Below are 18,520 nucleotides of genomic sequence, written 5' to 3' on the forward strand. Positions count from 1 at the left end.
TGCGACGGTAACGCGGGGGCTGCGGTGTGTCAGGGGTTCGGCCGCGAACGGCCATCCCGCCGTATCGGCAAGGCACGTTCGCGCCTTGGGCTGGGTCACGTGTGCGCTGGGTGTGGGGTGTAGTGGTCGGTGAGGCTTATGGCGTCGGAGCGGTACACGGTGGTGGTGAAGGCGGTGGCGCGGCCGTGGCGGTAGGCGGTTTCGTCTTGGACCAGGGCGACAACGCCGGGTGGGGCCTGGAGTTGGGCGGCTTCTGCGTGGTTGAGGGGGCGTGCGTAGGTCTGGGTGGTTGCCTCGGTCGGTTCGGGGATTGGTCCGGTGTCGGTGGTGTAGGTGGTGCGAAGTGCGACGACACCGTGGTCTCCGGTGATGGTGGCGGAACGCGTGGTGAGTTCTTGTTCGGGGGCCGCGTTGAGCGCGACTGCGGCGTTCTCAGGCGGGGGTTGCCGGGTTTCGGTGGTGTCCGCGTCGGGGTGCACGGTTTCAGCGCTGGCGGTGTCGGTGGGGGCGAGTCGGCGGACCTCGCGGGGGCGCCGGTTGTGTGTCAGGTGGTCGGGACCATCCCCGCGTGCGCGGGGAGCACATATCCCCCGTCGAATGGGCGTGGCTTGGCGCGGGACCATCCCCGCGTGCGCGGGGAGCACCGGGCCCTGTCCCGCGACGAATGGCGGGAGCTGGGACCATCCCCGCGTGCGCGGGGAGCACAAGCCATGACGGTCCGGGCCGCAGCGTGCTGCGGGGACCATCCCCGCGTGCGCGGGGACCATCCCCGCGTGCGCGGGGAGCACGCCGCGCGCGTTGGTAGCCATCTTGGTTACGTGGGACCATCCCCGCGTGCGCGGGGAGCACGCACCACCAGCTGGCACAAGTTGATGCGCGACGGGACCATCCCCGCGTGCGCGGGGAGCACGTCGGCCCGGACGCGGGCGAGCTTGGCTTCGAGGGACCATCCCCGCGTGCGCGGGGAGCACCCGAAGGCGCTTCAGAAGCCTTCGACGATTGGGGGACCATCCCCGCGTGCGCGGGGAGCACTATTGAACGTGGATTCCGTGGCGTAAAGATTGGGGACCATCCCCGCGTGCGCGGGGAGCACACATGCTTGTCTGCGAGGAAACTTGCATTGCCGGGACCATCCCCGCGTGCGCGGGGAGCACAGTGAATGACCTGCGTCTTCGCTAACCCTATAGGCCCATCTCATTCACTTCATGAGAAACCGACAAAAGCCTCACAGCAATACGAGTCCGCCCAGCCCTGAAGCCAGTACCGGCCACTCCAGCGCGAGTGTGGACATCGTAGCCCGATCGAAGTGTCCCTGCTGTCCCCACTGCTTGATCAACCGTCCCCAGCGGTCCTTTCTGGTCGAGCTGGGCGGCGATCTCGCGGTCGGTGGGGAGGGAGCCGTCCGCGCGGCGGTTGGCCCGCGCCCAGCAGCGCCGTGGCGCCGCGTTCGGCCCCTTACCCGTGCACGGAATGCGCCCTCGACTGCCTGAGCCGGGTGCACGAGCGCGGGGGCGTTCGCGCGCCCCGGGTGTTCCCCCGCTCTTCGGCGGTGGTGGTCGCCGCATACCGAGCGTGTTCAGCTCGGGGAGAAGGGGGCCAGCCGGCGAATGAGGGTTTCCGTCGCCTCGACGACCGCATCCTTGGCTTTCCTGTCCTCGCTGGCCGCGACCTCCTGGGCGGCCTCGCTGATCAGGGAGGTGAGGGTGGAGACAGTCAGCCGCCCCAGGGCGTCGTCAGTGGTGTTCAGCAGGGCCGCACTTCGCCAGATCCATTCGCGGATCCGGGCGTGCCGGGCCCCCTCGAACCCCGGGGGTGCATCGCCCTCCCTGAAGAGCCGCATCAGGTCACGCCGCTGCCATGCGCCGTCCAGGTAGGCCCGTGCTCCGGCGAGGAACAGCTCCAACCGGCTCTCCTCGCCCTGCGCCCGGGTCTCGGCCACGGCGCGGGAGGCGTGTTCCTCCTGCTCGGCATGGTGCCGTTCGTACAGCGCGAGGAAGAGTTCGCCCTTGGCACCGAAATGGTGGTAGAGGCTGCCGACGCTGAGGCCCGTTCGCTCCACCACGTCGGCCACGGAGGCCTCGGTGAAGCCCTTCTCTCCGAAGACCTCGCGGGCCGCATCGAGGAATACCTCGCGCGTCTCGACAGTACGGCTCCATTGCCAGGCGCCGGAACCTCTCGCCATGCGCGCCACTGTGCCCTCCTGCCGACTACGGCCGGCACCCAGCCGACTCCTCCGTCAGCCTATTGACACGTCCGACCCCCTGAAACGCCGTTACACGGATGTGACATTTGATGTCTGGACGACTCTTGTGACCTGTGCAACTCTGCAATATTAGAATCTATTCTAGAAAACATTCTGGTCTGGAGGTGCCATGCTGGGCGAGCTCCGAGCGCCCGCGAAGGCGAAGCCGGCCGCTCCCCACGGCTGGGCACCGTTCGTCGTGCTGTTCCTGGTCGGACTGGTCGACCGGATCGAACACCAGCTGATGAGCGGAGCCCTGCCGCTGATCCAGGCCGACTGGGGGTTCAGCGACACCGCCGCCGGCTCCATCGCGACAGCGGGGGCCGTGGCGTCGGTGCTGGTCGTCCTGCCCGCCGGATATCTGACCGACCGCTACCCGCGGACCCGCATCATCGGCGTCGTCGTGATGTGCTGGGCCCTGGTCACGCTCGGCTCCGGCCTGGCGACCGGGTTCGCCGTGTTCTACGCCCTGCGGGTGCTGCTGTCCGCCGCCCAGGAGCTCGACAACCCGGCGGCCGGGAGCCTGATCGCCGACTACTACCCGGTGCGGACGCGCCCCAAGATCTACGGCTGGACGCGGGTGACCGAATACCTCGGCGGCTTCGGGGCCGTGCTCGCGGGCCTCATCGGGGAGGCGTTCGGCTGGCGTGCGGTCTTCCTCTTCATGGCGGTTCCCGGGCTGCTCATCGGACTGCTGTGCTGGTGGCTGCGCGAGCCGGCCCGCGGCGCCCTCGACGCCGAGGAGGCGGGGGCGCCGACCCGCGACTCCCCCGGCGCGGCGCCGACGGTGCGCGTCCCGCTCCGGTTCGGCAGGCAGCTGCGGAGAGTCCTCACCACCCCCACGCTGGTTCTGGTCGCGGCGGGCGTCTGCCTGCTGACCTTCGGCCTGCAGGGGATCTTCTTCTGGATGCCCAGCATGATCTACCGGACCTTCGACACCGGTGCCGGCGTCGCCGGCACGGTCACCGGAACCGTCACCATCTCCGGGGTCCTCCTCGGCACGCTGCTCGGCTCGTGGCTGGGGCGCCGGGCCGACGCCGCCTTCCGGGGCGGCCGCATGGCCGTCGCCGGGACCGGGGTGACGGCGGGAGCCCTGGTTCTCATGTTCGCGCTGTCCCAGCAGGCCCTTCCGGCGTTCGCCGCCGGACTGCTGGTCGCCGTGATGCTGATGTCCACGGCGATCCCGAACAACTTCGCCAGCATCGCCGACGTGGTCGGAGCCGAGTCGCGGGGCCTGGGGTTCGCGTTCCCGCAGCTGCTACTCACCGCCGGGGCGGCCTTCGGGCCGATGGCGACGGGTGCCGTCTCCGACTACAGCGGCTCCCTGGTCACCGCGTTCCTCGTACTCACCGTGCCAATGGCCCTCGCCGGCCTGCCCCTGATCGCCGCACGCTGGACGTTCGGACGCGATGCCCAGCGTGTACTCGACGACGCCCGCAGCAGGGAAGGATGATCATGTCGGCCATGGACGACTTCGAGGCCGCCGAGCGCGGCTTCCTCGGCGCGCTCGCCTCCGGGAACGTCTACGCCGCGGACGGGCGCGAAGTCTGGAGCGGCGACGCCTACGCGTTTCTCGACGGCGGGCGCCCGGAGACCGTGAACGCGAGCCTGTGGCGCCAGTCGCGCCTGACCGCCAAGCAGGGGCTCTACGAGGTCGCACCCGGCGTCTACCAGGTCCGCGGCCTCGACCTGTCGAACATCTCGTTCATCGAGGGCGACTCCGGCGTCATCGTCGTCGACCCGCTGATCTCGACCGAGACCGCCGCCGCGGCGCTTGCGCTGTATCGCGAGCACCGCGGCGACCGGCCGGTGACCGCGATCCTCTACACCCACAGCCACGTGGACCACTTCGGCGGCGTGCTGGGCGTGGTCGGCCGCGATACCGGCGTCCCGATCCTCGCACCCGCCGGTTTCCTGGAGCACGCGGTCAGCGAGAACGTCTACGCCGGCCCGGCGATGGCGCGGCGCTCGATCCTCATGTACGGCTCGGCGCTGCCGAAGGGCCCCCGGGGCCAGGTCGGATGCGGACTCGGGCAGACCACCTCGACGGGCACGGTCTCGCTGCTGCCGCCCACCCGCGACGTCACCCGCACCGGTCAGGAGGAGACGCTCGACGGTGTGCGGTTCACCTTCCAGCTCACCCCGGGCACCGAGGCTCCCGCAGAGATGAACTTCCTGCTGGCCGACCGCCGGGTGCTGTGCATGGCGGAGAACGCCACGCACAACCTGCACAATCTGCTCACCCTGCGCGGCGCCCCGGTGCGCGACCCGCGCACATGGTCGGATTACCTCACCGAGGCCATAGAGCTGTTCGCCGACCGCGCCGACACCCTGTTCGCCTCGCACCACTGGCCGACCTTCGGCCGGGCCGAGCTCACGAGGTTCCTCACCGAGCAGCGCGACCTCTACGCCTACCTGCACGACCAGACGCTGCGGCTGATCAACCAGGGCCACACCGGCACCGAGATCGCCGAGATGATCGAGCTGCCGCCGCGCCTGGAGAAAGCATGGCACGCCAAGGGCTACTACGGCTCGGTGAGCCACAACGTCAAGGCGATCTACCAGCGCTACATGGGTTGGTTCGACGGCAACCCCGCCCACCTCTGGGAGCACCCGCCCGCCGAGTTGGCCGACCGGTACGTCGAGTGCATAGGCGGCGCGTCCGCGGTCCAGGACAAGGCCCGCGCCTACGCCGACCAGGGCGACCTGCGGTTCGCAGCGACCCTGCTCAACCACGTCGTCTTCGCGGACCCCCGCAACGGGGAAGCCCGGGAGCAGCTCGCCGGGGTCTATGAACGCCTCGGCTTCGGCGCGGAGAACGGGCCTTGGCGCAACTTCTACCTTCAGGGGGCCGCTGAGCTGCGCGGCGGTGTCCCCAAGGCGGAGCGGCGCGGCGGCGGATCGGACGCGGCACTCGCGACGGCACTGACCGCGGAGCAGATCTTCGACGGTATGGCGGTCCGGCTCAACGGCCCCAGGGCGTGGCAGGAGCGGTTCGCCATCGACTGGCGCCTCACCGACCTCGGCCGCACGATCCGGCTCCGCCTGGCCAACGGCGTCCTCGTGCGGACCCGGCCGGACCGCGAGGCCGCCGACCTGACCCTCACGCTGACCAGGGCCCAGCTACCGGCCGTGCTCGGCGGCCGCGGCGCACACGAGCTGCGGACCGAGGGCGACCCCGGACTGCTCGACCGCCTGCTCGGCCTGCTGGACAAGCCGCGGCGCGATTTCCCCGTCGTCACTCCGTAGCCGCCGCGCGGGCCCGCCCGGGCCCGCGCAGGCCCGACGCGCCGAGCAGTCTCGTGCGCTGCCCGGGCGGCGCCGGCGCGGCCGGCGCCGCCCGCGGCGATGTCGCAGGCGGTCGCCGGTACGCGTACTCGCGGCCCCCGCGATAAGCGCCGCGCACGCCGGTCCGCCCCTCCCCTCCCGCTCCATGGCCGCCTGCTACGGCGATCTTGACGCCATATTCATTAACAGACAAGCTATTCATTAACGAACAAAGTGTATGAAACGGAGTCGACCGATGAACCTCGGCAACTACCTCGCCCGCAGCGCCATGTACTGGCCGGACGAACCGGCGGTGGTCTGCGCCGACCGCACGTGGACCTTTCGCGGGCTGGAGGAGGAGGCCAACCGGCTCGCATCGGCGCTGATGGGCCGGGGGCTGCGAGCGGGAGACACCGTGGCGACCCTCGCGTGGAACCGGGGCGAGCTCGTCGTGGTGGAGTTCGCCCTGTACAAGGCCGGACTGCTGCGCGCCCCCATCAACGCGCGGCTCGGGCGGGGCGAGGTCGAGCACATCCTGGGCTACGCATCGGTGCGGGCCCTGTTCTTCGACGCCGCCCACGGCGAGGACGCGTCCGCCGCGGCGGACGCGGCAGGCGCCAACTGCCTGCCCGTCGTCTTCGACGACGCCGGCCTCCCCGGCGCGCAGACCTACCGCGGACTGCTCGCGGAAGGCGAAGCCGGACCGGTCAGCGTCGAGGTCGGCGAGGACGATCCGTGCGTGCTGAACTTCACCTCCGGATCCACCGGCGCGCTCAAGGCCGCCACGCAGACCTTCGGCAACCGGCGGGCCAACATGCGCAAGCAGCTAATGGCCGACGACTCCCGCCCTCACCCCGGCGCCCGGTACCTGGCCTGCGGGCCCATCACGCACGCCGGGGGGATGAACCTACTCGCCGGAGTCTTCGGCGGCGCCACCGCCCACATCCTGCCCGCCTGGGACGTCGAGTCGTTCCTCGACACCGTCGAGCGCGAGCGCATCACCGCCACGTTCATGGTTCCGGCCATGCTCAACATGACGCTCGCCCATCCGGGCGTGGCCGAGCGCGACCTGTCCAGCCTCACGAGTCTTCGGGTCGGCGGCGCGCCGATCTCCCCGCAACGGCTGCGGCAGGCGATCGAGGTGTTCGGGCCGATCGTCGCCCAAGGCTACGGGCTCGGCGAGACTACGAGCGTGGTCGCCGGCCTGAGCAGCCGGCAGATCGCGGACGCCGTTGCCAACGACCCCGAGCTGCTGGCCTCCTGCGGCCGTGCCGTCTACGACAGCGAGATCCGCGTCGTCGACGCGGAAGGGGCCGAGCTGCCGTCGCGGCAGGTCGGCGAGGTGATCGTCCGCGGCCCCGACTGCGTCTCCGAGTACTGGAAGGAGCCCGAGCTGTCCGCGGAGACGTTCAAGGGCGGCTGGGTGCACACCGGCGACTTGGGGTGGATGCGGGAGGACGGTTACCTGTTCATCGTCGACCGGAAGAAGGACATGATCATCTCCGGCGGTTTCAACATCTACTCCATGGAGGTCGAGGCCGCGCTCTACGAGCACCCCGCGGTCCGTGAGGCGTGCGTGGTGGGTACCCCCGACGAGCACTGGGGAGAAGCGGTCACGGCGGTCGTGGTCCTCCGCGGCGAGGTGTCCGCGGAGGAGCTCATCGCCTTCTGCGCCGAACGCCTCGACCGGTTCAAGAAGCCGCGGTCGGTGGAGTTCGCGACCTCCCTGCCCTACAACCGCAACGGCAAGGTCGACCGCAAGGCCGTGCGCGCCCCGTACTGGGCCGGGGCCGAGAGGAAGGTGGGCTGATGAGCTTCTCGCTGCAACCTGCCTATGCGGACGACCCCGCGCTGGACACGCTCGTGCAGCGGCTGCGCGCCTACCTGTCCGGCGAGCTCGCCGACTACGAACGCGAGCACGGCATCGACCGGCGAACGCCCCTCACCCGCGCCATGCTGGAACCGGTCTGGAAGCGCAGCAGGGAACTCGGCTTCTACGGAATCCACCTGCCGCCCGAGTTCGGGGGGCAGGGACTCACGGCCGGCCAGCTGGGGGCGCTCAAGGAGGAGATCGGGGCCGGCGGCCGCATCCTCGGCCACAGCGTGCTCGGCGAGATGGGCGGGCCGCTGCGCGCCGGCGACGTCTACCGCCATGCCACCGCCCACCAGCTCGACGGATACTTCCTTCCGGTGATGCGCGGCGAGCGGGCCTGCTGCTTCTCGCTGACCGAAGCGGACGCCGGGTCCAACGTCTTCGCGATGGACACCACCGCCGAGCGCGACGGCGACGGCTACCGGCTCACCGGCCACAAGGTCTTCAGCACCGCAGGCACCTTCGCCGACTTCGCCATCGTCGTGGCCGCCATGGCCGAGGGCGATGAGAAGTCCTTCTCGGCGTTCATCGTGGACCTGGACAGCCCCGGCTGCCGCGTCGAGGAGGGCGCCACGCCCATGTCGGGGGAGAACATCGAAGCCGACATCGTGCTGTCCGACTGCTACGTTCCCGCAGCGAACCTGCTCGGCGCCGAAGGCGAGGGCATGCGGATCGGGCTCGGCCGGGTGACCGCGAACCGGCTGCTGCACTGCCCCACTCTGCTCGGCATGGCCCGCCGCGCGATCGGCCTGACGCTGCACCGGGCGAAGACCCGGGTCGTCTCCGGAGGCCCGCTGATCAACCTGCAGGCGATCCGGCACAGAATCGCCGACATGGCCACCGAGTACTACGCGGCGCGCTCGATGACCTACACCGCGCTCGCCGCCTACGACCGGGGCACCCGGGTGCCGATGGAGGCGTTCATGGCCAAGCTGTTCGTGGCCGAGACCGCGTTCCGCATCCTCGACGAGGCCGTGCAGATCCACGGCAAGGACGGCATGGTGCAGGACAGCGAGGTGGAGTACCTCTGGCGCAAGGTGCGCATGTTCCGCGTGCTCACCGGAACCTCGGAGATCCAGCGCAACGGAATCGCGAAGATCCTGGAATCGATGGAGGCACCGTAAACCCTGCGCCGCAGCGCCCCCGGGGGCGCTGCGGCGCAGGGATCGGACCGGGTCCGCGGACACCTCATCGGAACGCCCGGGAGCATCAGCCGGCTGCGGGTGCGTGCGCCGTGAGGGCCCGCGCGGCGAGGAGCGCCAGCGCGGCGGCCTGGTCGCCGAGGACAGCGTCGTCGAACACGGCGTGCGGAGAGTGGTTCGGCGCGGGATCCCCGTCGAGGTCGGGTGGGCTCGCCAGCAGCATCAGCATCGTGGCCGGCACCTGCTGGGCGACATAGGAGAAGTCCTCGGCGCCCATGGTCGGGCGCGGGGCCTCGGCGACCCGGGCGCCGAACGCCTCGCGCAGGACTTCCAGAGCGGCTCCGGTGGTCGCCGGGTCGTTGACGACGCTCGGATAACCGGTGGCGACCTCGGTGGTCGCGGTGGCCGCGTGTGCCTCGGCGATCCCGGTCGCGACCGAAGGCAGCTCCGCCTCGACCTTGGCCAGCGCCTGGGGGGACGTGGTCCGCACGGTCCCGCTCAGGCGGGCGGAGCCGGGGATGATGTTGTCGGCGCCCGTTCCCGCGGCGAGGTTGGTCACCGACAGCACCACCGGGTCGAAGGCGTCGAACCGGCGGGTGGCGAAGGTCTGCAACCCCAGTACGATCTCGGCCAGCACCGGCACCGGGTCCAGGGCTTCGTGCGGCCGCGAGCCGTGGCCTCCGCGTCCGCTCACCTCGACCGCGAACGTGGTCGAACTCGCGGTGACCGTGCCGGTCCTGGTGAGGAAGGTGCCGCGCGGGCCGGGGCCGACATGGGCGGCGTAGGCGGCGACCGGGCGTTCGCCCGTCACGTCGAGTACGCCTTCCTCCAGCATGAGCGGAGCTCCGCCGAACCCTTCCTCGCCGGGCTGGAACATGAACACGACGTCGCCGGCGAGCTCGTCGCGGTGCGCGTGCAGCAGGTGGGCGGCCCCCACGAGCCCGGCCGTGTGGAGGTCGTGGCCGCAGGCGTGCATGGCGCCGTTGGTCGACCGGAAGGGCACGGAGGTCGCCTCCTGCAGCGGCAGGGCGTCCATGTCGGCGCGCAGCAGCACGGTCGGGCCCGGACGAGCGCCCCGGAGGACCGCGACCACCGAACTCAGCGCTGTTCCAGTGTGCAGCTCCAGGTCGAGGGGGGCGAGCGCCGCAAGCACCTTCCGCTGCGTCTCCGGCAGCCGCAGGCCCACCTCGGGCTCGGCGTGGATCGCCCGCCGAAGCGCCACGAGCTCCGGCAGCAGCGCCGTTCCCCCGGCGGTGAAGCGTTCAGCCGGCGCGGCCGTGGTCGAAGAACCGTCCGCAGCGGTCTCCACAGGCAACTCCATTTCGAATGATTTGTTCATTTATGAACAGATTGTTCATTATTGTAGAGTGGGGGATATCGGCCGTCAATGCGCTTCCGCCGCCGCGGGCCGGGCCGTTCCGCATACGGTCGCTCGCGGGGGCCGTAGCAGCGCGGCCGTGCGGACTCGGCACCGCCGCCCCCGGGCGGCCGAATCCATGAAGCCGAGACGCCGAATCGAAGACGCGATGGGAAGGAGCCGCACCATGCCGGCGCAGTCGGGAGGCGACCGGCGAGTGCGCCGTACTCGCCGGGCGATCCGCGAGGCGCTCGTCGAACTGTGCGCCGAACAGCGCTTCGGTTCGCTCACCGTCGAGGACATCCTGCGCCGGGCGGATGTGGCGAGGGCGACCTTCTACGCCCACTACCGAACCAAGGAGGATGTCCTCGTCGACATCGTCCACTCACTCACCGAGGACAGGGCCGCGTGGATGGCCGGTTACGAGGCCCAGCACCCCGACGGCTTCACCGGTCACCCCTTGCGCAGCATCTTCGCGCACGCCGAGAACAACGCAGCGGTTTACCGGGTGATCCTCCAAGGCGCCGGCGATGGCCGACCGTTGCGCGAGTTCTACGAACGCACCAGCGAAGAAGCCGAGGCGCTGTTCCGGGCACGTGCGCAACAGTCCGGCCACACCCCCCGCATCCCGGTGGAGCTCGTCGCACGGGCGTGGGCGGGCGAGCTGATCGGGACGCTGGTGTGGTGGCTCCAAGGCACCACCGGATACACGGCCGACCAGGTGGCCACCATGCTCAGCGACCTCTCGGTGCAAGGGCGCCACTGGGCCGCGGGGCCGGTACCGGAAAGCCCGGCCCCGGAGGGAACCACTGCACCGTTTCCGCCGTGAGTCCCGCTCGCCGAGCGGCGGGGGACCTGGCGCCGAACGGCGCAGATCCCCGACCGCTCGTGGCGACAGCCCGGACCGGCGCGCCCGGGACCTGCTCTCGCGGACGTCCGTGGACGAGAAGGCGAGAAAGCCTGCGGGGGCGCTGCCGTCCGGTCCGCCGGGTCGGGACGGACCGCTGCGTTCTGAGCTGAGACGCCGACTCGGACAGCGCGAGCGTGGACACCCCGGCCTGGTCGAAGCGCTCCCGCCGTGGGCGTCGAGGGAGCGCAGGTCTACGTCGCGGTTCGTCCGACAGGGTTGTGTGCGACGGTGAAGTGCCGGTCGCCGTCGGGGTTCTCGATCTCGTCGAGTGCGGCGACGGAGAGGTCTTCGGCGCTGATGTGTGAGGTGCCGTCGGGCTCGGTCAGCAAGAACGCCCGCCCGCTGCCGGGTGAACGCTCGTCCGCCTCGCGGTCGAGCAGGGTACCGAGCTGGGCCCCACCCGCGGCACCGTAGCGCTCCCACGGAGTGATACCGAGACGGTACATCCACGCGTAATTCGCCATGGCCCCAACGTAAACGGGTCCGTTATCGCGAGCCGATCACCCTCCTCTAGCGGCCGCGAGAGGCCGGCCCGCGCCTTCCGGTCGAACCGCACGGCGGCCCCGCGCCCGCTGGGCAGCGCCCTGTCCCCGCGCTGGCCTCGCCGCCACATCCGGTTCGACGCGACGTTTGGATTTCACACGGGCTTGCAGAAGACCGGCGCGTTCGCGATCTGGTTCGCGTTCAGGACTGCCGCCACGTACTTCCGGAAGCTCGGCTTGGCGAAGCGAAGGAGGAACCGGAGGGGGCCGCAGGGTAGGCGTACGTGGTTGACGAACACGTAGCGGGACTCGCCGATGGGTTGCAGCAGGGCCGAGTCGCGCGCTTGGGCCTTGAACGTGAACCATCCGGCGATGTTCTCGAATGTGCGCACCGCTGCCTGGGAGTCCTGGGCCGTGAAGTGGTTGAACAGGAACGGGCCGGAGCGCGGCGGGGCGTCCACGTCACCGATACGTCGGATGTTGCGCGCCGGCATGGCGAAGTCGGCGTCGAGCTGGCGGTATGCCTCCGTGGCTTCGACGGCGGGGATTGATTCCGGATCGGTTGTCTGGATCAGGACCATGACGTCGAAGCGAGGGCTGCCCGCAACCGGTGGAAGGAACACGGCCTCATAGACCGTGGTCGCGACCACCTCGGTAAGATTCTCCAGTTCACCAACCAGATCCCTGCAGTGCTCCACTGTCTCCGCGCGCGGCCTGCTCGCACGCACGAAAGGAACACGGGCTGGTGGCTCAATCCGCCAGCCGAGGTAGATGTAGCCGTAAGGCATCGGCTCGACGAACGGGGCCTGGGCGTACTTCCGGTCCTGGGCGCTGGTGTCCATGCTTCCTTCTCCAATCACGAGTAGACAGGTATGCGAAACCGCCTGTCGCGAGCACTCCGGGACACTGCCGCTGAAAATAATAGATCGAACGATTATTTAATCTATCATCGTGACGCCCGTGGGAGGAGTAGGCACCCAATGACCGGCATGAACGAGCACACACCGCAGAAGCGAGGTCCCGGACGCCCGCGCAAGACCGAGGCGGGAAACACCAAGGGCGCGCTGCAGCAGGCCGCATTGCGATTGTTCGCGCGAAACGGCTACGCCGGCACCTCGATCCGGGCGATCGCCCGCGAGGTCGAACTCAGCGAGAGCGTGCTCTATGCCCACTTCGCCAGCAAGCAGGCGATCTTCGACGCCATACTGGCCGAGCACGGCCCCCAGCGACCGCTCGACGCGGCAGCGGGCGTCGATGCCGGCCTCGCCGAGTCAGATCCCCCTGCCTACCTGCGACAGCTCGTGCGCGCCTTCCTCGACGACTGGGACCGCTACGACGCACGACTGCTGATCAGCCTGATGGCGCGAGACGGTCTCCTACACGGTCCCGCGCTACAGCAGGCACTGACCGCGACCAGAGACGCGGCGGGCGAGATGTTCGACCGGTGGATCACCACCGGTCACCTGCGAGCAGACCTCGGCACCCCGCACGAACTCGCACTGTCCTTCACCGGACCCATCGGCCTCAACCGCATACTGCACCTGCACGCCGAGGCCACCGCGCACGAACGCACCACAGCCCGCGAAGAGATCCTCCACCACGTCGAGACCTTCATCAACGCCGCCTTCCTGCCCGGAACTCATCCGGAACACCCCCCTCTCGGATAACCGGCGCACGCTCCTGCCCTTCGCGGTGTCTGTGCTCGGCGAGCGGCGGACCGGGTTGTGGTCACCGCCCGCGATTCCTGGCTGGACTCCACTGGGTACACCGACGAGTGGCCTTGGCCCCGACCGGCGTGTTGCGCCTCACAGGGTCGCGGTAGCAAGTGGCGAGAACGTGGTACGCGAGCCTGCCGGCGGCGCGAGCGGCGCGCCCCGCTACCCAAGGAGAGCGACTTATGGCCCAGCGACTGTTCCTCGTCGATGTCGAGGCGAGTGCGCCGACTCCGTACAGCGGTGTGATGACCGAGTTCGGGGTCGTCGACTTCGAGACCCGGGAGTGGTTCCACGGCCATCTGTGGGAGTTCCACCCCGATCCGGAGGTTCCGGCTCGGCCGGTCGCGGAACGGGAAGCTCCCGGTTGGACCAGGAGCGATCTGTCCCGGCACAACGTCGAGACGGCCCGGGAGGTATTCACCTCTCTCCAGGAGTGGATGGCCCAGCTAGCCGAACACGATGACCGCCCCGTGTTCGTCTCCGACAACCCGGGCTACGACGTCATGTGGATGGCCGAGGGGTTCGACCGCGCCGGCCTGCCGAACCCGTTCGGCCACTCCGCACGCCGCATCGGCGACCTGGCCGCCGGCCTGTCGGGGAAGTGGAAGAACACCTCGGAATGGAAGAAGCACCGCCGCACCGTCCATGACCACAACCCGGTCAACGACGCGTTGGGAAACGCGGAAGCGCTCCACACCATCCTCGTAAGCCACCGGCAGATCGGAGCATAAGGGACGGCACCGCAGCGAGGGGGCGCGCTGGTGACGTACGGCAAGGGGTTTCATAGCGTCACCGCGTCCCCCCCTCCCCCAACCAGCGCCCTCCCACTGGGCTCGGGAGGCCGTGCATCGATATCATCCAACAGTCGTCCGGATCGGGACGGCGGGCGCCCTGCGAGGCCGAAAGATTGGGTACTGGCGATGGGAGCGGACTTCACCGCCTCGTTCGAGGCTGAACAGGTCGCGGCCAACGACAAGTCCACGCACGTGATGAGCCGGACCGGGGAGTTCAACGTCACCGCGGACTGGGAGCGGCAGACATGCGAACGCCTCGCGGCGGCCATGGACCGGTTCTCCGGGCCGCTGGCCGAGCTGACGGCTCGGGACGCCAACCAGGGAGACACCCGGCTCTGGGTGCTCGACTTCCTGACCTACGGCTTCAACTTCAGCAAGCACAGCGAGCTGACCACCGAGTACCGCACCGGTGGAGCGTCCATCGACTACGCCATTCGGCGCCACGGCCGCCTCTTCGCCCCCGTCGAGGTGCGGGCGTGCGGCCAAACGCTCGACGTGCGCAACCTGCAGCAGGCGCGCCGGTTGGCGGCCCGCGAGGGCGCGGAGTGGATCTTCCTCACCAACGCGCGGATCTGGCAGGCGTACCACCTGCGGGACATGGGGGCCGACGCGCCGAGGCGCCCGGTCCGTGTGATCGACGTGGACCTGGCCAACGCCCACGGTGAGGAGGAGGACGCCTTCCCCGCGGCACTGGACGCCCTGTTCTACCTCACCCAGGAAGCCATCGAGCACGGCCGCCTGCAGCGGCTCGCCGACTGGCGCCGCAACTGCGAACCGGCGCCACTGGCCGACGCGCTGCGCAGCGACGCCGTGCAGCAGGCCCTGCGCTGGGAGCTGCGCAGCCGCACCGGGCACCCCGGCCACCGCGGTGAGTCCGAGGAGCTACTGGAATCCCTCACCCAGCAGGTCGTGGCCCGAGGGCTGCTGGACTAACACCAGCACGGACACTACAGCCCGTACTGTACGGCCTGCCCACCGAGAGTGGTACCGATCGCGACCGGTTCCCAGCCCTCGGCGCCGATGAACCTGCACGGGCTGGTCGATGGTGGCCTTGGAGTTGCTCGGGTTCGGCAGTAGTCGGCCCACCGCCCGACCTGACCGCCCCTGGGGGCGATGGGTGTGAGCGGGGCTCCGACGCCTCCGCGCGACATCCCCGGACATCCCATCCAGGGTTACTGCTCCTCCCTGGCGGGTTGCTGCGGCTTGTCCGCGGCAGGGCTGGGCGCCTTCGCCTCGAAGGGTTGCTGCGGCAGGGAGTTCTCCACGTCAGCGGCGTCGTGGTACTCCCTCTCAGGCAGGCTCCGGATCGCCTCCAGGGTCGCGTTGTCCGAGCCCCGATCCCGGGCGTAGGCGAGGAGTTCCGGGCCGCCCGCGGGAAAGTCCTTTCCCTGCAGGGCTTTGCGGACTCGGCGCTGGTCCGCGGATGTCATGGTGAACACCCCCACTTTCCGTGTCACGTCCGCGCTGGTTGTCTCCCGCTCGCGGCTACCCGCCGGAGCCCTGGAACAACCGCGCCGGTTCCAGCGGGATCCGGGCCGTGACGCCGGTCATCCGGTCCTGACCGGGGTACTGCCCCGTGTCCTCGCTGTCGGATCAGGAACCGCGGCGGCGCCGAAACACCTCCTTCGGGCCGACACGCCAGGTCGGCGGGCCTGCGCAAGTAGGGCGGTTCTCCTTTCGTTGCGGTGGGTAGCCGGGCGCGCACGGACACCGGTGTGCGCACCAGTGGCAGCCACCCGCTAAGGAGCGAGATGAGAGCGCTGACATGGCACGGCAACCAGGACGTCCGGGTCGAGGAGGTCGGCGACCCGCGGATCGAGGAACCGACCGACGCGATCGTCAGGGTCACCTCCACCGCGATCTGCGGCTCGGATCTGCACCTGTACAACGTGCTGGGCATGTTCCTGCAGCCCGGTGACATCCTCGGCCACGAGTCGATCGGCATCGTGGAGGAGGCCGGCTCCGGAGTCAACCACGTCGCGGCCGGTGACCGGGTGGTGGTCCCGTTCAACATCTCGTGCGGGAACTGCTGGATGTGCGAACGCGGCCTCATGGCGCAGTGCGAGACGACCCAGGTACGCGACCAGGGCAAGGGAGCCGCGCTGTTCGGCTACACGTCGCTGTACGGCTCGGTGCCCGGCGCGCAGGCACAGTACCTGCGGGTACCGCAGGCGCACTACGGGCCGATCAAGGTTCCCGCGGAGGGTCCCGACGAGCGCTTCCTGTTCCTCTCGGACATCCTGCCCACGGCCTGGCAGGCGGTTCGCTACGCCGATGTCGGTGCGGGCAGCACCTGCGCGGTGCTCGGACTGGGCCCGGTCGGGCAGTTCTGCACCCGGGTGGCGAAGCATCTCGGTGCCGAGCGCGTCATCGGCGTGGACCGGGTTCCCGAGCGGGTGGAGATGGCCCGCCGCCAGGGTGTCGACGTACTCAACAGCGACCAGGTCGACGACGTGCCCGCCGCGATCCGGGACATGACCAATGGCCGCGGCGCCGACGGTGTCGTCGACGCGGTCGGGATGGAGGCCCACGGCACGCCGGTGCGAGAGACAGCGCAGAAGGCGGCGGGGCTGCTGCCCGACTCGGTGGCCCAGAGCGCGATGGAGAAGTTCGGCGTCGACCGGACGGCCGCGATGGAAACGGCCTTCTACGCGGTCCGCAGGGGCGGGACGGTCTCCCTGTCCGGTGTCTACGGCGGCCAGGCCGACCCGCTGCCGATGATGGACCTGTTCGACAAGGGCCTGACCATCCGGATGGGCCAGGCCAACGTCAAACGCTGGGTGGATGACATCATGCCGGCGCTGACCGGTACGAGCGACCCGCTGGGGGTCGAGGACCTCACCACTCACATGCTCCCGCTGGAGCAGGCGCCACTGGGCTACTCCGTCTTCAACAACAAGGAGGACGGCTGCGTCAAGGTCGTACTTCAGCCGTGAGGAGAGGGGGCGCCCGCGCGGCTCCGCGGTCGGCACCACCGTGACCGCCCTCGCGGGCGGGGCGTGTGTGGCCTGGCTGTCCAGGAACGCGCGGCGCGCCCGGACTTCGGAAAGCTCCCGGTCAAGTTCTCGCACGAAATGTGCAATCCGGTTTAATCGTCTGCCCGGGGATTCTAGTCTTCGTGGACCGGGTTCCGCGTATGGCGGCGGGGGCCGTGAGCGGAGGAGGGCCCCGTCGAGGGGTGCGGACCGTGCGGCTCCGGTCCGGCCCGGCTGACGATGGGAGGTCCCCATGCCCCAGATCAACAGCGCCTCGGTGTCCGACACGGAGCTGTCCCATCTTCGGGAGGGGTTCACGGGCAGTGTTATCGAAGCCGCAAGTCCGTACTACGAGGAGGCACGCACCGTCTTCAATGCGATGATCGAGGAGCGCCCCGGTGTCATCGCCCAGTGTGAGACGGTCGAGGACGTGGTCCGCGCGGTTGGGTTCGGGCGTGAGCACAACTTGGAGATTGCCGTGCGCGGTGGCGGCCACAGCGTCGCCGGTATGGGAGTGACCAGCGGCGGCCTCGTCGTCGACCTGCGGCGGATGAACACGGTAGGTGTCGATCCCGACGCGATGACCGCGCGGGTGGCGGGCGGCGCCACGATGAGCCACCTCGACCGTGCGACCGAGCCTTTCGGCCTGGCGACCACGGGCGGCCGGGTGTCCACGACCGGGGTCGGCGGGTTCGTGCTGGGTGGCGGAACGGGGTGGCTCGACCGCAAGTTCGGGCTCGCCTGCGACAACCTGGTCTCGGCCGAGCTCGTGACCGCGGACGGTGCGCTGGTGCGGGCGTCGGCCGACGAGAATCCCGAACTGTTCTGGGCGCTGCATGGAGGCGGCGGCAACTTCGGGGTGGCCACCTCGCTCACCCTCCGGCTGCACCCGCTGCCCGCGGTTACCGCGGCTCTGCTGCTGTGGGACGCCGACGCCGGGCCGGAGGTGGTGCGCGCCTTCCGGTCCTTCATGGAACAGGCACCGGACGAGGTGGGCGGGGGCGTCCTGTACCTCACCGGGCCCCCTGAGGAGTTCGTGCCCGAACAGTTGGTCGGGACCCTGACGTGCGCCGCCCTGGTGACCTACGCGGGCGGGGGGCAGACCGCGCGCGACGCCATGCGGCCGATGCTGGAGCTCGGCCACGCGGGCGAGCTGATCGTCGAGGTGCCCTACGCCGAGCTGCAGTGCATGCTCGACGACCCGCCGGGCCTGCGCAACTACTGGTCCGCGGAATATCTCGGCGAGTTCCCCGACGAGGCGGTGGACCTCTTCTGCGCCCGCGCCAGCCAGATGATCGTTCCCTCGGCGTCGCAGCACGTCCTGTTCCCGCAGGGAGGCGCGGTCTCCCGGTCGGACACCGACTACCCGGTGCCGTGGCGCAGGGCCCCCTGGTGCGTGCACCCCTTCGGGTTGTGGGAGGACCCGGCGGATGACGAACGCGGCAGGCAGTGGGCGCGCGACATCCGGGCGGACATGCTCCCGTGGTCGACCGGCGCGGTGTACCTGAACTTCATCGGCAACGAGGGGACGGAGCGGATCGTCGCCGGACTCGGCGCGGACAACTACCGGCGCCTGGCCGCTGTCAAGCGGCGCTACGACCCGGACAACGTCTTCCACCGCAACCACAACGTCAAGCCGGGCTAACCGGTCTTGCCGGTCGTATGGCGCGGCCGGCGCGCAGCCGCGCGTACCCCCGCACCTTGATGGCCGAGCGCAGCGTCCCGACCGGGTGCGGTCCCGCACCCGGGTGTCCGTTTCCGCG

General features: G+C 70.0%; 15 protein-coding genes, 1 pseudogene and 1 CRISPR repeat array. Of the genes and pseudogenes, 10 read left to right on the top strand and 6 right to left on the bottom strand.

Going from position 1 to position 18,520, the window contains the following annotated elements; genetic code table 11:
- Positions 1-95: 95 nt before the first annotated feature.
- Positions 96-479 (bottom strand): UTRA domain-containing protein, encoded by a 384-nt coding sequence (locus tag F4561_RS27305; protein WP_184584365.1) that lies wholly within the window; start codon positions 477-479, stop codon positions 96-98.
- 75 nt (positions 480-554) lie between these two features.
- Positions 555-1,154: direct repeats of the CRISPR family, unit length 29 nt; unit sequence GGGACCATCCCCGCGTGCGCGGGGAGCAC.
- Between the two features lie 422 nt (positions 1,155-1,576).
- Positions 1,577-2,182: a TetR/AcrR family transcriptional regulator gene (locus F4561_RS27310; protein ID WP_184584367.1), complete on the bottom strand. Its 606-nt coding sequence runs from the start codon at positions 2,180-2,182 to the stop codon at positions 1,577-1,579.
- Between the two features lie 190 nt (positions 2,183-2,372).
- Here F4561_RS27310 and F4561_RS27315 point away from each other — a divergent pair, with 190 nt between their 5' ends.
- From F4561_RS27315 to F4561_RS27330, 4 genes are all read left to right on the top strand, one after another.
- A complete protein-coding gene (locus F4561_RS27315; RefSeq protein ID WP_184584369.1) occupies positions 2,373-3,695 on the top strand; it encodes an MFS transporter in 1,323 nt (440 codons plus the stop codon).
- Between the two features lie 11 nt (positions 3,696-3,706).
- Positions 3,707-5,491, top strand: a complete 1,785-nt coding sequence (locus F4561_RS27320) for an alkyl/aryl-sulfatase (RefSeq protein ID WP_376773744.1) — start codon at positions 3,707-3,709, stop codon at positions 5,489-5,491.
- A gap of 274 nt (positions 5,492-5,765) precedes the next feature.
- Positions 5,766-7,319, top strand: a complete 1,554-nt coding sequence (locus F4561_RS27325; protein WP_184584374.1) for an AMP-binding protein — start codon at positions 5,766-5,768, stop codon at positions 7,317-7,319.
- Entirely contained in the window at positions 7,319-8,506 is a 1,188-nt protein-coding gene (locus tag F4561_RS27330; RefSeq protein WP_184584376.1) for an acyl-CoA dehydrogenase family protein, read from the top strand. The genes F4561_RS27325 and F4561_RS27330 overlap by 1 nt, the downstream gene beginning before the upstream one ends.
- An 85-nt stretch (positions 8,507-8,591) precedes the next feature.
- On the opposite strand, the gene F4561_RS27335 is transcribed toward F4561_RS27330, so the two are convergent.
- Positions 8,592-9,863 carry a M20 metallopeptidase family protein gene (locus F4561_RS27335; RefSeq protein WP_246438167.1) on the bottom strand — a complete coding sequence of 424 codons (1,272 nt, stop codon included), beginning with the start codon at positions 9,861-9,863 and terminating at the stop codon, positions 8,592-8,594.
- 205 nt (positions 9,864-10,068) lie between these two features.
- Here F4561_RS27335 and F4561_RS27340 point away from each other — a divergent pair, with 205 nt between their 5' ends.
- Entirely contained in the window at positions 10,069-10,710 is a 642-nt protein-coding gene (locus F4561_RS27340) for a TetR/AcrR family transcriptional regulator (RefSeq protein WP_184584378.1), read from the top strand.
- Positions 10,711-11,123: 413 nt separating this feature from the next.
- Here the strand turns inward: F4561_RS27340 and F4561_RS27350 are convergent.
- Positions 11,124-11,237, bottom strand: a pseudogene (locus tag F4561_RS27350) (SAM-dependent methyltransferase); the annotation flags it as partial.
- A gap of 191 nt (positions 11,238-11,428) precedes the next feature.
- Positions 11,429-12,115 (bottom strand): hypothetical protein, encoded by a 687-nt coding sequence (locus tag F4561_RS27355; RefSeq protein ID WP_184584380.1) that lies wholly within the window; start codon positions 12,113-12,115, stop codon positions 11,429-11,431.
- Between the two features lie 138 nt (positions 12,116-12,253).
- Here F4561_RS27355 and F4561_RS27360 point away from each other — a divergent pair, with 138 nt between their 5' ends.
- The 3 genes from F4561_RS27360 to F4561_RS27370 all read left to right on the top strand — a co-directional run bounded on the left by F4561_RS27360 (position 12,254) and on the right by F4561_RS27370 (position 14,715).
- Positions 12,254-12,940, top strand: a complete 687-nt coding sequence (locus tag F4561_RS27360; protein WP_221446347.1) for a TetR/AcrR family transcriptional regulator — start codon at positions 12,254-12,256, stop codon at positions 12,938-12,940.
- Between the two features lie 230 nt (positions 12,941-13,170).
- A complete protein-coding gene (locus tag F4561_RS27365) occupies positions 13,171-13,719 on the top strand; it encodes a 3'-5' exonuclease family protein (RefSeq protein WP_184584382.1) in 549 nt (182 codons plus the stop codon).
- Between the two features lie 258 nt (positions 13,720-13,977).
- The gene (locus F4561_RS27370) at positions 13,978-14,715 is read left to right on the top strand and encodes a hypothetical protein (protein ID WP_184585316.1); all 738 of its coding nucleotides are present in this window, start codon (positions 13,978-13,980) and stop codon (positions 14,713-14,715) included.
- 239 nt (positions 14,716-14,954) lie between these two features.
- On the opposite strand, the gene F4561_RS27375 is transcribed toward F4561_RS27370, so the two are convergent.
- Positions 14,955-15,212, bottom strand: a complete 258-nt coding sequence (locus F4561_RS27375; RefSeq protein WP_184584384.1) for a DUF2795 domain-containing protein — start codon at positions 15,210-15,212, stop codon at positions 14,955-14,957.
- 321 nt (positions 15,213-15,533) lie between these two features.
- Between F4561_RS27375 and F4561_RS27380 the strand changes: the two genes are divergently transcribed.
- Together F4561_RS27380 and F4561_RS27385 are read left to right on the top strand one after the other, a co-directional pair.
- Positions 15,534-16,718: a zinc-dependent alcohol dehydrogenase gene (locus F4561_RS27380; RefSeq protein ID WP_184584387.1), complete on the top strand. Its 1,185-nt coding sequence runs from the start codon at positions 15,534-15,536 to the stop codon at positions 16,716-16,718.
- Positions 16,719-17,010: 292 nt separating this feature from the next.
- Positions 17,011-18,402, top strand: coding sequence for an FAD-binding oxidoreductase (locus F4561_RS27385; protein ID WP_184584389.1), 1,392 nt, complete (start codon positions 17,011-17,013; stop codon positions 18,400-18,402).
- Positions 18,403-18,520: the final 118 nt, after the last annotated feature.

This window comes from Lipingzhangella halophila (assembly GCF_014203805.1).
Classification (GTDB): Bacteria; Actinomycetota; Actinomycetes; order Streptosporangiales; family Streptosporangiaceae; genus Lipingzhangella; species Lipingzhangella halophila.